Source organism: Paraburkholderia metrosideri (assembly GCF_904848625.1).
Lineage (GTDB): Bacteria > Pseudomonadota > Gammaproteobacteria > Burkholderiales > Burkholderiaceae > Paraburkholderia > Paraburkholderia metrosideri.
The window spans coordinates 110,246-122,951 of record NZ_CAJHCP010000009.1 but is presented as its reverse complement, the minus strand read 5'-3'; the positions used below and the strand labels follow the sequence as shown (position 1 = coordinate 122,951).

General features: G+C 58.5%; 13 protein-coding genes. 7 read left to right on the top strand and 6 right to left on the bottom strand.

Going from position 1 to position 12,706, the window contains the following annotated elements; genetic code table 11:
• Positions 1-38: 38 nt before the first annotated feature.
• Genes tssC through LMG28727_RS21060 form a run of 3 tightly spaced genes read right to left on the bottom strand, consistent with a single transcriptional unit; the run spans position 39 to position 2,810 of the window.
• The gene (tssC, locus tag LMG28727_RS21070) at positions 39-1,529 is read right to left on the bottom strand and encodes a type VI secretion system contractile sheath large subunit (protein WP_201644246.1); all 1,491 of its coding nucleotides are present in this window, start codon (positions 1,527-1,529) and stop codon (positions 39-41) included.
• Between the two features lie 11 nt (positions 1,530-1,540).
• Entirely contained in the window at positions 1,541-2,089 is a 549-nt protein-coding gene (gene tssB / locus LMG28727_RS21065; protein WP_201644245.1) for a type VI secretion system contractile sheath small subunit, read from the bottom strand.
• Positions 2,090-2,123: 34 nt separating this feature from the next.
• Complete coding sequence (locus LMG28727_RS21060; RefSeq protein WP_201644244.1) at positions 2,124-2,810, bottom strand: tetratricopeptide repeat protein; 687 nt, start codon at positions 2,808-2,810, stop codon at positions 2,124-2,126.
• Positions 2,811-3,148: 338 nt separating this feature from the next.
• On the opposite strand from LMG28727_RS21060, the gene tssJ reads away from it, so the two are divergent.
• The 3 genes from tssJ (at position 3,149) to icmH (ending at position 6,017) form a co-directional block, all read left to right on the top strand.
• The gene (gene tssJ / locus LMG28727_RS21055) at positions 3,149-3,787 is read left to right on the top strand and encodes a type VI secretion system lipoprotein TssJ (protein WP_201644243.1); all 639 of its coding nucleotides are present in this window, start codon (positions 3,149-3,151) and stop codon (positions 3,785-3,787) included.
• A 107-nt stretch (positions 3,788-3,894) separates the two neighbouring features.
• Complete coding sequence (gene tssK / locus LMG28727_RS21050) at positions 3,895-5,241, top strand: type VI secretion system baseplate subunit TssK (protein WP_201644242.1); 1,347 nt, start codon at positions 3,895-3,897, stop codon at positions 5,239-5,241.
• Positions 5,238-6,017, top strand: coding sequence for a type IVB secretion system protein IcmH/DotU (gene icmH, locus LMG28727_RS21045; protein ID WP_201644241.1), 780 nt, complete (start codon positions 5,238-5,240; stop codon positions 6,015-6,017). The genes tssK and icmH overlap by 4 nt, the downstream gene beginning before the upstream one ends.
• A gap of 85 nt (positions 6,018-6,102) precedes the next feature.
• Here the strand turns inward: icmH and LMG28727_RS21040 are convergent, their stop codons facing one another.
• Positions 6,103-6,987: a LysR family transcriptional regulator gene (locus LMG28727_RS21040; RefSeq protein ID WP_201644240.1), complete on the bottom strand. Its 885-nt coding sequence runs from the start codon at positions 6,985-6,987 to the stop codon at positions 6,103-6,105.
• Positions 6,988-7,065: 78 nt separating this feature from the next.
• Here LMG28727_RS21040 and LMG28727_RS21035 point away from each other — a divergent pair, with 78 nt between their 5' ends.
• From LMG28727_RS21035 to LMG28727_RS21025, 3 genes are all read left to right on the top strand, one after another.
• The gene (locus LMG28727_RS21035; protein ID WP_201644239.1) at positions 7,066-8,367 is read left to right on the top strand and encodes an aspartate aminotransferase family protein; all 1,302 of its coding nucleotides are present in this window, start codon (positions 7,066-7,068) and stop codon (positions 8,365-8,367) included.
• Positions 8,368-8,841: 474 nt separating this feature from the next.
• A complete protein-coding gene (locus LMG28727_RS21030; protein WP_201644238.1) occupies positions 8,842-10,110 on the top strand; it encodes a M20 family metallopeptidase in 1,269 nt (422 codons plus the stop codon).
• Positions 10,107-10,736 carry a trimeric intracellular cation channel family protein gene (locus tag LMG28727_RS21025; protein WP_201644237.1) on the top strand — a complete coding sequence of 210 codons (630 nt, stop codon included), beginning with the start codon at positions 10,107-10,109 and terminating at the stop codon, positions 10,734-10,736. The genes LMG28727_RS21030 and LMG28727_RS21025 overlap by 4 nt, the downstream gene beginning before the upstream one ends.
• Before the next feature lie 63 nt (positions 10,737-10,799).
• On the opposite strand, the gene LMG28727_RS21020 is transcribed toward LMG28727_RS21025, so the two are convergent.
• Positions 10,800-11,009, bottom strand: a complete 210-nt coding sequence (locus tag LMG28727_RS21020; protein WP_201644236.1) for a hypervirulence associated TUDOR domain-containing protein — start codon at positions 11,007-11,009, stop codon at positions 10,800-10,802.
• 349 nt (positions 11,010-11,358) lie between these two features.
• Here LMG28727_RS21020 and LMG28727_RS21015 point away from each other — a divergent pair, with 349 nt between their 5' ends.
• The gene (locus LMG28727_RS21015) at positions 11,359-11,976 is read left to right on the top strand and encodes a flavin reductase family protein (protein ID WP_201644235.1); all 618 of its coding nucleotides are present in this window, start codon (positions 11,359-11,361) and stop codon (positions 11,974-11,976) included.
• 80 nt (positions 11,977-12,056) lie between these two features.
• Here the strand turns inward: LMG28727_RS21015 and LMG28727_RS21010 are convergent, their stop codons facing one another.
• Positions 12,057-12,695, bottom strand: a complete 639-nt coding sequence (locus tag LMG28727_RS21010) for a hypothetical protein (protein WP_201644234.1) — start codon at positions 12,693-12,695, stop codon at positions 12,057-12,059.
• Between the last annotated feature and the right edge of the window lie 11 nt (positions 12,696-12,706).

The following is a 12,706-nucleotide window of genomic DNA, read 5'->3' as shown; positions in this document are numbered from 1 at the left end:
GTATTGCAGACTCACCGGCCTGCATACACGAATTTCGTTTAAGAATTTGCCGGCTTCGGCAGATCAGCGACAAGGCGCAAGGAGATAGAGAGTTCGTCAAGCTGGAAGTGCGGACGCAGGAACGCGACCGAACGATACGAGCCTGGCTTGCCCGGAATCTCCGAGACCTGTATGGATGCCTCGCGCAATGGGAATTGCGCTTTCTGTTCCTGCGTGGCGTTGTCATCCAGCAGCACGTACTGCGAGATCCAGCGATTCAGGAACACTTCGACATTCTGTGCGGATGCAAAGCTGCCGATCTTGTCACGCATCATCGCCTTCAGATAATGGGCGACGCGCGATACCGAGAAAATGTACTGCAATTGCGCGGACAGAACCGCGTTCGCGTTCGCGCTATCGGTGCTGTACTTCTTCGGCTTCTGCACCGACTGCGCTGCAAAAAATGCTGCGTAGTCGGAATTCTTGCAGTGGACGAGCGGAATGAAACCGAGGTCGCTCAATTCTTTTTCGCGACGGTCGGTAATCGCAATTTCGGTCGGGCACTTCAATGCGACTTCGCCGTCGTCGGTCTTGAACGTATGCGTCGGCAGATCCTCCACCAACCCACCGCCTTCCACGCCGCGAATGGCTGCGCACCAGCCAAAATCGTCGAACGCCGCAGTCAAACGCGCGGCAAAGGCCCACGCCGCGTTGCACCACAGATACTTGCTGTGATCCGTACCGTCGACATCTTCAACGAAGTTGAAACCTTCCGCCGTGGCACCGTCTTTGGGATTGAACGGCAAGCGGCCAAGGAAACGCGGGAGCGTCAGGCCAACATAGCGTGAATCTTCAGAATCGCGGAACGACTTCCACTTGGTGTATTCGACGGTATCGAAGACCTTGCCCAGATCACGCGGCCTGCCGAGATCGGCAAACGTTTCAAGACCAAGCAGTTCAGGCGCAGCCGATGCGATAAAAGGTGCATGCGCCGCCGCAGCGACGTGTGCCATCTGGTCGATGAAGTAAACGTCTTCCGGTTGACGCGTGATTTCGAAGTCGCCGATCAGCGCGCCAAACGGTGAACCGCCGAACGTGCCGAACTCTTCTTCATACACTTTCTTGAACAATGCGCTTTGATCGAACTCGATCGCCGCCTTGAAATCGCGCACGAGTTCGCGTTTCGGCGCATGAATTGCCTTGATCTTGACGGTCGCGCCGGTGTTGCTTTCCTTGCACAGATAGTCCAGGCCGCGCCATGTCCCTTCCAGACGCTGAAACTCCGGAGCGTGCATCACCGCGCTGAGTTGCGCGGAAATCAGCCGATCTAGCTCCGCCACGCGTGCGTCGATCGTCGCCGACAGGTTGTCGGACACGATCACCGTGCCGTCGAGCACCTGATTGACGAGTTCGCCGATCAGGTCTTTCGCGCGCGCGTGTTCGGAATCGGATTTCGCAACCTTGCTTTTCTCGACGATCTGATCGATCAACGAGGTGCCTTCGGTGGTATCCGCACCGGCGAATTGGGCCGCAGCCGCTTGCTGGTTCATCTCGATCCGCCTTATTCGCCGTCGCGTTGTTGATCCGGCGTATCGCCGTGCGAGTCTGCCGCGCCGCCTTCAGCTTTGGCGAGCGCCTCGAGTTGCTGCGTGTTCTTCAACACTTCGCTTAGCAGGTCTTCCAACTTGTCGTTTCCAGCAAGCTTGTTGCGCAGATCCGCGAGCTTTGAGCGAGCGTCGAGCAAACGGCGCAGCGGATCGATTTGCGACACGACTTCGTCCGGATTGAAATCGGTCATCGAACGGAAACGCAGATCCACCGCAAACTTGCCGCCCGCATCGCTCAGGCGGTTTTCGACCTGAAACGCGGCGCGCGGCTCGATCGCCTTCATCACGTCGTCGATATTGTCCCGATCGATGTTGACGAATTTGCGGTCACGCATTTTCGGCTGTTCGATTTCCGACTGCCCGGCGAGATCCGCAACCACGCCGACCACGAACGGCAATTCCTTGATTTCGATCGCATCGCCACGCTCGACCTCATAGGTCAACTGGACGCGCGGCGGCCGCACCTTCTGCAGGCGCTTCTGGATACTTTCTTTTTTCGCCATCGACGGCTCCCGGTAGCAGTGGTTCAGGCTTGGATCAGCGTAACGCGCTGAAGGGGTCGGACGCACCGCGGCTTTGCGCAGCCTTGGTCGGTGCGGCGGGGGCAGCGGGCACAGCAGGCGCAGCCGGTGCCGTCGGCGTGGCAGGCGCAGCACTGCTGGTCGCGGTGGATTCTTCAGCGGCCGGTGCTTTCGCTACCTTGCGGATATAGCGGCGCTTCTTGGGTACCGGTTTCGCGTCGACTTCGGGCGGGAACAACGTGGCTTCGCCCAGCGTGTCGCGCAATTCTTTCGCCAGTGCCTGTGCGTCGGATTTCGCATCGCCCGCGAGCGACGCATCCTGGCGCAACTCGCCCAGCGACTGCGTAGCGACGCGCAAACCGGCTACCGCCAGCACACTCTTGGCGCGGCGGTCGGATTGATCGCGCTGCAACGCTTCCTGCGCGGCGACGATAGCCTGACCGTAATGGCCCTGCGTGAACTGGATTTGCGCAATCCGCGACCAGGGCTCTTCGCGCGTTGGATTCTGCTGAGCGAGTTGCTGATAAAGCGCAATAGCGTGGTCCTGATCGTCGCCCTTTGCAGCCGTCGCATCGGCGTCGGCTAAAGCCTTATCAAAGGCCTCCGGCGTCGACGCAGTGTTATTGCTTTGTGTCGCGCATCCGGCTATCAGCCCGCATGCCAACACCACCCCAGATATTTGTGCGAAGAGCCGTTGTTTCATCGTTATCACCGACGTACGAATTTTTTTAATTCAAGGAATAAACCGGAGTTTTGCCTTGCCCCAATTGCGCGGGTATAGTACAGGCCAATTTTCGATATTTCAACTTTCATGTGAGGAAACGTCAAGCAAAAGAATTTAATCGCCTTCGTCAATACAGAGGCATTGGCAATTATTTCTTGTTGAATAGTTGATAAAGACAAAATCAGGAAATTTTTTCCTGACACAAATTATTCAAATTGGGTAAAAGAATGGTTCATGCGGGGCGCATATAAATCCGTTTTCATGCCTGATTTCATTGATGATTTTTCCGGGGCGACGGCGAGATCCGATCGACATAAATGATTCCGCGCATAACTCGACTTACCTCGTGGGAATGGCTTGCGTGCGTGTCCATTTTCACCGGCGTGACACTGCTCGGAGGCTGTGCGGCGGCAGTGCCGCTGCTTGGTTCTGCGGCCAGTGCGGCATTGCAGGCCACCGGCCTCACCAAGCCGGATGTGCCTGATGCGCAGAAGCCGCCTCGCAACGTCGGTATAACGCTTTATGCGGCGCCCAATCTGAACGCGGCCAACGACAAACGCCCGCTAGCATTGGTTGTGCGCCTCTATACGCTGAAAGATCCCACCTCTTTCCAGCAAGCGCCGTTCAATACCTTTATTGACCCGGCATTGGAAAAAACGACACTGGGATCCGATCTATTAAGCGTCAGGGAAGTAACCCTTGTGCCGGGCCAACGTTACAACGTCACGGAAAAAGTTTCTCGTGAAGCGCAGGCATTCGGCATTGTTGCCCTGTTCCGTGATCCGGCGATGCAAAGATGGAAGTTCGCATTCGATCCGGCAAAATCGGAGAAAGCAGGCATAATGATTGGCCTGCATAATTGCGCAATGACCGTGACAAGCGGCACCGTCATTCCAGCACAACAGGGAATGCCGACCCAACCACTGAATATGCTCTCGTCGGTGAGTTGCGGCTAACAAGAAAGCTAATTGTAATGAAATGGCTTCGGTTTATCTGGTCCGTCTGCGCGCATTAAGTGCCGGACTAAAGCGCTTTGCGCGATTGTTTAAAACAGGTTTAAAAAATGAGTTATTCGGCAAAGGTACTCTGGGGGGAAGGCCTTTTTCTGAGGCCTCAGCACTTTCAGCGACAGGACGCTTATCATGAGGCGCGTCTGTTTGAATCGATACAGGCTATTCAGCCTTATAACTGGGGCGTGCGTTCCGTGCGCGTGGACCGCGATGCGCTCGGCAGCAATGTATTGCGTCTGAGCGAACTGTCGCTGGTGTTTCCGGATGGCGCGCTCTATTCCGCGCCACAGGCGGATGATCTTCCAGCCCCGGTTGCGCTCGACACCCTGCCCGACGGCATCAACGAATTCACGTTTTATCTGGCACTGCATCCGTTACGCGATGCAGGCTCGAACTACGCCGCAGACCGCGACGCGGGTTTCGTCTCGCGCTACGTCAGCGAACATCTGCCAGTGGCCGATCAGTTCACCGACGCAGCCGAGGCTGACATCACCTTCCTCAAAACGAGTGTGAAGCTGGTCGCACACAGCGAGCCACGCGACCAGTTGTTGTCCGTGCCGCTCGTGCGTGTACGCCGTACCGCCACGTCGGGCTTCGAACTCGACGACAGTTTCGTGCCACCGTGTATCGCGATCGACGCATCGCCCATTCTCCATCAGCGTCTGCGTCAACTGATCGACGCGTTGCAGGCCAAGGTCAACGCGTTGTATGGCTTTCATCGCGAACCGACCAAGAACATCATCGAATTCCGTTCGGGCGATATCGCGTCGTTCTGGCTGCTGCATACCGCGAATGCCGCGTTCGCCGCACTCGCGCATCTGTACCAGCATTCAGCGCTGCATCCCGAGCGGCTGTTCCAGGAACTGCTGCGGCTTGCCGGTCAGTTGATGACGTTTTCAAAAGGCTATGCGCTCGCTGATCTACCCGCCTATCGTCACGACGATCCGGGACCTGGGTTTGCCCATCTCGACACGATGCTGCGCGACCTGCTCGAAACGGTGATCTCCACGCGTTACTTTGCGATCTCGCTCGATGAAGTGCGGCCGTCGTTCCATGTGGGCCGTCTCGATTCGGGAAAGATCGACGACAAGACGCAGTTCTACATCTCGGTGTCCGCCGACCTGCCGACTGCCGAACTGGTCGAAGCGGTGCCTGCGCGTTTCAAGGTCGGCGCACCCGACGACGTCGACAAGCTGGTGTTGTCCGCCATGCCGGGCGTGCGACTGGTTTACACGCCTCAGGTACCGCCCGCGATTCCAGTCCGGCCTGGCGCCTGCTATTTCTCGTTCGAGCCGCGTGGGGCGCTTTATGACCGCATGCTGCAGTCGCAATCGGCAATGATCTACGCGCCGTCCGGTCTTCATAACCTTCAATTCGAACTGATCGCGGTCACCTCATGAGCTACGCGCCTTCACTCCTCGACGGCGGCAAGCCGTCCGCCGCTCCGGCGCCCGCGCAGGAACCCACCTATCAGGTGCGCTCGCTGCTCGATCTGTTGTACGACGGTTTTTTCATGTTGTTCCTGTTGAAAAACGGCCGTGAGCCCGGTTCCGCCGACGAATTCCGTCAGCGCGTGCAGCAGTTCCTGCAGGACTTCGAACGTGGCGCGAAGAAACTCAACGCGTCGGCAGATGACACGTATGCGGCGAAATTTGCGTTTTGCGCGGCCGTCGACGAATCGGTGCTGTCGTCGCAATTCGCGATACGTGCGGAGTGGGAACGTCATCCGTTGCAACTGGTGTTATTCGGAGAACAACTCGCGGGCGAGAAGTTCTATCAGTTGCTCGAAGAAGGACGCGCGCTCGGCGCAGTGCGTCTGCAATCGCTCGAAGTGTTCCACATGTGCCTGCTGCTTGGATTTCAGGGCAAGTATCTGCTGGAAGGCCCGGAAAAACTCGCGTATCTGACCGCGCGTCTCGGCGATGAAATCGCCCATATGAAGGGCAAACGCGCTGGCTTCGCGCCGCACTGGCCGCTGCCCGATCAGGTGGCGCACCGGTTGAAGCGCGAGGTTCCGCTGTGGAGCATCGGTGCTGTTTTCGCGCTGGTTGCACTGCTCGGTTATCTGGGGCTGAATACGTGGCTGCGTGATTCGACGTTACGCACGCTCGCGCCGTACTCGCAGATCGTCAAGTTGGGACCGCAGTCGGCGAATCTGACTATTTCGTTGCCTTAACAAACGCCCATTGTTTATGGCGCGATCCGCTCTGTGGGTCGACAGTCCCGGCGAATAGTGCGCGGGCGCGCAGATTTGCATTCGATCATAACAACGGCAGCGTCAGCCTGATGTGCTCTGCAAACGCCTGAGTCAAATGCGACGGACGCGCCCGCTCGAACTTCAGCGTAATGCCAATGCCCGGCAGCGGCGGCAGCGCCGGATCGCCATTGAGTATGTGAAGATCTGGCGCGACCGCTGTCTGCGTGATAACGGCGAACGCCTGGCCTGAACGGACCAGAGCCGTCAGACCCGCCAGACTGCTGCTTGCATAAGCAACACGATAAGCCCTGCCAGCGCGCCGCAACGCATCGCAAGCCGCGACGTGATCTAGCGTATCCGGATCGGAAAGCGCCAGCGGCAACGGGTCGAAATGCGTTGAATCCAACCCGGGGTAACCGACCCAGACCAGTTGTTCACGACGAATGATGTCGTCGCTCGCGGCCCCCTCCGGCAACGAAATCATCGCCAGATCCAATGCGTGCATCTCCAATTGTTCGAGCAATCTCGGCGTAGGCGCGCACATGACCTCCACCAGCGCATGCGGATGCTGGCTCGCGAACTGCCGCAGCAAATGCGGCAGGAAAACGGCGGCATAGTCGTCCGGGCAACCGAAACGGATCGTTCCCGACAAGCCTTTGCCGGAAAGATCGGCCATCGCCTCGTCGTGCACGCGAAGAATGCGTTGAGCGTGGATCAGCAAACGCTCGCCAGGATTGGTCAGCACCACTCCTCGCCCCGTCCGCTGGAATAGCGGCTGATCGACAATTTCTTCGAGACGCTTCATCTGCTGACTCAGCGCGGATTGCGTCCGGCCGACCCGGCTTGCGGCACGACTCAGCGCCCGGCTTTCGGAGACGGCAATAAACGAGCGCAGCAGATCGATATCAAGAGAAAGACTCAAGGTATAAGCCCCGTTTCTAGCTTCCATTAGAACTATTCGATTCTATGAAAGCAGAGAGCCCTCTAGACTGCAAGTTATTCCCGTCACGGCCCAAGGAGAAGCAACGTGTCCCGGAACAACGATGCAACTTTCTGGCGTAACGCCAGGCAGCACCTCATTCGCTATGGGGGCACCTTCGAGCCGCTGATCATCGAGCGCGCCCAGGGCAGCTTCGTCTATGACGCGGACGGCCGTGCGATTCTGGATTTCACGTCGGGCCAGATGAGCGCGGTACTCGGACACAGTCATCCGGAAATCGTGTCGGTCATTAACGAATACGCGGGCAAGCTCGATCACCTATTCAGCGGGATGCTGTCACGACCGGTCGTCGATCTCGCGACACGCCTCGCCGACATCACGCCCAATGGGCTCGACCGCGCACTGCTGCTGAGTACGGGCGCGGAGTCGAACGAGGCCGCGATCCGCATGGCGAAGCTGGTGACTGGTAAATACGAAATCGTCGGTTTTGCACAGTCCTGGCACGGCATGACCGGCGCCGCGGCATCCGCAACCTATAGCGCTGGTCGCAAGGGAGTGGGTCCGGCAGCCGTCGGCTCATTCGCGATTCCCGCTCCATTCATGTACCGGCCGCGATTCGAGCGCAATGGCGAATACGATTACCTGGCGGAACTGGACTACGCGTTCGATCTCATCGATCGGCAGTCCAGCGGCAATCTCGCGGCCTTCATTGCGGAACCGATCCTCAGTTCCGGCGGCATTATCGAATTGCCAGAAGGCTACATGGCAGCGTTAAAACGCAAATGCGAAGAGCGCGGCATGCTGCTGATCCTCGATGAAGCGCAAACAGGAGTCGGACGCACAGGCACGATGTTCGCCTGCCAGCGCGACGGCGTCACGCCCGACATTCTCACGCTATCCAAGACGCTGGGCGCCGGTTTGCCGCTCGCGGCGGTGGTGACCTCCGCGCAAATCGAAGAACGTGCGCACGAACTCGGCTATCTGTTTTATACGACTCACGTGTCCGACCCGCTTCCCGCTGCTGTCGGCCTGCGAGTGCTCGACGTGGTCGAGCGCGAGGGGCTGGTCGAACGTGCCAACGTGATGGGTGAACGGCTCAGGCGCGGGCTGCACGATCTGATGGAACGCTTTGAATGCATCGGCGACATTCGCGGCCGAGGATTGCTTCTGGGAATGGAAATCGTCAAGGACCGTCGCACGAAGGAACCGGCGGATGGGCTTGGTGCAAAGATCACGCGCGAGTGCATGAACTTGGGACTCAGCATGAACATCGTGCAATTACCCGGCATGGGAGGCGTTTTCCGGATCGCGCCTCCGCTCACCGTTCGCGACGACGAAATCGATTTGGGCCTGCAGTTACTGGGGCAGGCGATTGAACGTTCGTTGTAGTTGTCATTGTGATACCTGGCTGGCCCGCGACGGAATGCGCCATGGCGCCTTCACGGGTCACACGCAATTCACACTACGACTGAAAGCATTGTGTAATACTGACAACTCGCCAGCTGACCCCGGCGAGTGCGTTTCAAGAGCCGCGGCCCATGCCGCGGCTTCTTTTTATGCCGCTTCTTCCCATTCTTCCTACCTCCGTCAGACGCCCTCTTTAACGCAAAGTGCGCCCATATAGTTGCAAGTTTCAACTATATGAACCGGGGACTAGTGCTACGCTTCTTCCTTCTGCAACAGTGCCTCTGTTCTCGCCAAGCCCATTTCGTCAGAAAATATTTGATCTGATCATTCGCGCCTGCCCGTCGATGGAGAGCACGCTGCTATCCTGACTCACGCCAGGCAACGCCTTAAATTTCATCGCGTCGGCGGCCGATCGTCACACTATGCGTAGTTTCTCTCGCCGTTACAGGAGGATCCATGAAGCAACTGATCAGCGCACTCATACCCGACACGGACGCCCTGCTGCCCGAACTCGAAGCCATCTACAAAGACCTGCATCAGCATCCCGAGCTTTCCATGCAGGAAATCCGCACTGCAAAAATCGCGGCTGATTATCTGGTCGCTCAGGGCTTCGAGGTCACACGCGAAGTCGGCATCACCGGCGTGGTCGGCGTGCTGCGCAACGGCAACGGTCCGACGGTCATGCTTCGCGCCGACATGGACGCGCTGCCGGTCGCCGAGGCAACCGGCCTGCCCTATGCCAGCACGGTCACCGCGAAAGACGAGGACGGCGTTCAGGTGGGCGTCTCCCACGCATGCGGACATGACCTTCACGTCACCTGGTTGATGGGCGCAGCGCGCCTTCTCGCGCAACACCGCGACACGTGGAGCGGAACGGTGCTCGCAGTCTTTCAGCCCGGCGAAGAAGTCGGCCGTGGCGCTCAAAGCATGATCGACGACGGCATGATGGATCGCTTCCCGAAGCCCGACATCATTCTGGGCCAGCACGTGATGGTCGGCGAGGCGGGTACTGTCGGTTATCGCAGCGGCCCTATCCTGTCCGCTGGCGACAGCCTCAAGGTCAAGCTCTTCGGGCGCGGTTCCCACGGCTCGCAACCGCAAACGTCGGTCGATCCGGTGATCATGGCAGCCTCCACCACGTTGCGACTGCAAACCATCGTGTCGCGCGAAATTGCGCCCAGCGAGAGCGCGGTGCTGACAATCGGATCGCTGCAAGCCGGCACGAAAGAAAACATCATCCCCGACGATGCGACGCTCAAGCTCAACATGCGTACTTACGATGAGGATGTACGCGAGTACATGTTGTCGGCAATCAGGCGGATCTGTTGCGCGGAGTGTGTTGCATCCAACGCGCCGAGAGAGCCTGAATTCACCACGCTGAGCAGTTACCCGCTGACCGAGAACGACAAGGAGGCGACGGCGCGCGTCGCGCAGGCATTCGCCGCGCAGTTCGGCGAACGCGCGTATGAAGCACCACCTGCAGCGGCAAGCGAGGACTTCAGCATCTTCGGGCGGTCCTGGCATGTACCGTATGTTTTCTGGTTCGTCGGCGGAACCGATCCAGAACAATATGCCGATGCAAAGGCGAAGAAGCAGCTTAACCAGCTGCCCAGCAACCACTCGCCGAAATTCGCGCCCACGCTGCATCCCACGTTGAAAACCGGCTTGCTCGCGATGCTGGGCGCAGCCGCAGAGTGGCTTGGCGAGGAGAACGCCGCGTCATGAGCGCACACGCTCTTTTTCTGCTGCTCGACCTGGTCGGCACATTCGCCTTTGCGATCAGCGGCGCGGTGGCGGCGAAGCAGCGCAATCTGGACCTGTTTGGCGTGCTGGCCATCGCGTTTGTGGTGGCCTGCGGCGGCGGTATCGTGCGCGATGTGTGCGTCGGGGCGATACCGCCCGCCGGTCTGTCGAACTGGCGCTATCTGACCACATCGGTCGGTGCTGCACTGATGGTGATCGTCGCGTACCCGCAGGTCACGAAGTTGCGCCACTCCGTGCTTTTCTTCGATGCCATCGGGCTCGGGCTGTTTGCCGTTTCAGGGGCGCAAAAAGCACTGACGTATGGACATAATGCCGAGGCGGCGGTATTGCTTGGGGTGGTCACAGCGGTCGGCGGCGGCACGTTGCGCGACATTCTGCTCGCGCGAGTACCCGTTATTCTGCAAAGAGAGATTTACGCATCGGCCGCGCTGCTTGGCTCGACGTTGATGGTAGCGTGCGAACACTTTGGTGTAGCCCGACCCTGGACGCCATGGGTCGCCACGCTTGCGTGCGTCGGCTTGCGCCTCGCTTCGCTGCGGCTCAGATGGCATCTGCCCAGATTTGCCAACCGCAATCCGGAAGCCTGAGCACGCCAGGTTTTGTATGTGAGTCGTGGTGACGCACATGCTTTCGCCACGCTCGTTTCCTCATCAGCGAACTTTCTTCAGGGCGCCGGCTTTGTGAATGGCCGCCTTGCCGCTCTTCGCGCTTTCCACTTCGAATTGGGGATCTTGAGGTGACGCCTTCGCAACGTGGCCACCCGCCTTTGCAGTACCGGTCACCTTACGCGTGACCGTCCCTTCAGTGCGGCCCTGTGACGTTTGCCATTGCACCTTGTCGCCTTTGGATAAAGTCGGCATAGCGAACTCCTTTAAATAGCCTTCTCGTTTTCGTTGCCCGCTACATAGTGGCATCCCGTTGCGATTTCGCGCGAGGGACTGCAGGCGCGGATTGCAAGGGGGCGGGTTGCGTCAAGTTGCGCAACGACCGTGCCCGTGGCCGCGATCCTCGCCGCATGGCATGCAATCGTCACGAGTGAACACACGCAGGAATAGGCCTTGCTCCGTGCACATCGGGAGGAATCTCAGGCACCCAGCTTTCGCCCGCATGCACATTTCAGCGCGACCTGAAACGTCAAGAGGCTGAGACCATTCAGAATGGAAAACAGGAAGCCGGTGGTCACCGTCCCCATCTGAAAGGATTTTCAAAATGGCTAAAGACGCATTCCGTACGATCGAACCGAAGATCCTCTATTTCGGCACACCTGTCGCGCTAATCAGTTCTCTCAATGAAGATGGCACGACCAATCTCGCGCCAATATCGTCATTCTGGGCGCTCGGCTGGACCTTTATGCTCGGTCTGCTCGATGAAACGAAAACTGCTGAGAACCTTGCGCGGCATCCCGAATGCGTGATCAACCTGCCATCCCCCGATATGTGGAAGGGTGTCGAAAAACTGGCGCCGTTGACTGGCAAAGATCCGGTGCCGGATATCAAGGCAGATCAGTTCCACTTCGAGAAGTGCAAGTTCGACAAAGCCGGCTTTAGTCAACTGGCGAGCGAGCGAGTGAAGCCATTCCGCGTGACCGAGTGCCCGGTGCAAATGGAGGCGCGCGTGCGTCACATTCATACGATGGGCGGAGAGAAGCTAGAAGAGCTTGGTGGCGGCGTAGCAGCAGAAGTGGAGATTCTTTGCGTGCATGCGAGCGAAGCCTTTATCAAAGGCGGAGATCATATCGACGCTGAAAAATGGTCGCCGCTTATTTATAACTTCCGGCATTATTTCCGGCTTGCAGACCAGGAACTGGGGAAGACTTTCCGGGCTTAGTGGAAGTCGCCAGGCTTCATTTCCGGTCGAGCACTGGCACCGCCAACAGATTGCTCACTAGCTGCGCCCGGTTTCAGTTGTCACTGGCCTTCAAGAAGCGTCCGCGCCAGTCGCCGATATAGCCAGCACGCACATGTGGCACCGATCACCAGCCCGGCGCAAGTGAACAGCGACAGAACCATCGCAGCAAGATACGGAGGTGTCAGTTTGACACTCGTTCCTAACGTCAGATGGATGAGAACGAACACCCCGACCAGACCGACCTCAACCGGCAACGCAGCAAGCACATGTGAAACGATGATTCGCCAGAAGCGGCCGCGCGTATCGTTCCACGCCGCCCGCCAGCGCAGCGAGCGCCCGATTGCGACATGACAGAACAGCAGACTGAGGCGAGTAGCGACGAAGCTGATAACGCATAGCGCAATCGCACTCCACATGACGAGTTGCAATCCGGCCCCGCCAAAGTAGCCTTTGAATGAGCGGGTCAGAAGAAAGCCGACGCCTACCAGCAGCACGGCTATCACAATACAGCCCACGCCAATGGCAAACGATAACCCGAGATAGCGCCAGAACTCCCGGCCAAACACGCGACGAGGAGTTAATTCACGCTCCCCGAGCATCACGTCCCGCATAACCTGTATCGACAGCGACAGCATGACCACCAGCCTCACAGATGTGGTGATCCATTGCAGGAGCTTCGATGCGGTACCTGCCGACATCGGGCCATACA

Coding starts and splice junctions, on each gene's coding strand:
- tssC (WP_201644246.1), bottom strand. CDS start 1,529: ATGAACCAGCAAGCGGCTGCGGCCCAATTCGCCGGTGCGGATACCACC.
- tssK (WP_201644242.1), top strand. CDS start 3,895: ATGAGTTATTCGGCAAAGGTACTCTGGGGGGAAGGCCTTTTTCTGAGG.
- icmH (WP_201644241.1), top strand. CDS start 5,238: ATGAGCTACGCGCCTTCACTCCTCGACGGCGGCAAGCCGTCCGCCGCT.
- LMG28727_RS21040 (WP_201644240.1), bottom strand. CDS start 6,987: ATGGAAGCTAGAAACGGGGCTTATACCTTGAGTCTTTCTCTTGATATC.
- LMG28727_RS21010 (WP_201644234.1), bottom strand. CDS start 12,695: ATGTCGGCAGGTACCGCATCGAAGCTCCTGCAATGGATCACCACATCT.
- tssJ (WP_201644243.1), top strand. CDS start 3,149: ATGATTCCGCGCATAACTCGACTTACCTCGTGGGAATGGCTTGCGTGC.
- LMG28727_RS21020 (WP_201644236.1), bottom strand. CDS start 11,009: ATGCCGACTTTATCCAAAGGCGACAAGGTGCAATGGCAAACGTCACAG.
- LMG28727_RS21015 (WP_201644235.1), top strand. CDS start 11,359: ATGGCTAAAGACGCATTCCGTACGATCGAACCGAAGATCCTCTATTTC.
- LMG28727_RS21025 (WP_201644237.1), top strand. CDS start 10,107: ATGAGCGCACACGCTCTTTTTCTGCTGCTCGACCTGGTCGGCACATTC.
- LMG28727_RS21060 (WP_201644244.1), bottom strand. CDS start 2,810: ATGAAACAACGGCTCTTCGCACAAATATCTGGGGTGGTGTTGGCATGC.
- tssB (WP_201644245.1), bottom strand. CDS start 2,089: ATGGCGAAAAAAGAAAGTATCCAGAAGCGCCTGCAGAAGGTGCGGCCG.
- LMG28727_RS21030 (WP_201644238.1), top strand. CDS start 8,842: ATGAAGCAACTGATCAGCGCACTCATACCCGACACGGACGCCCTGCTG.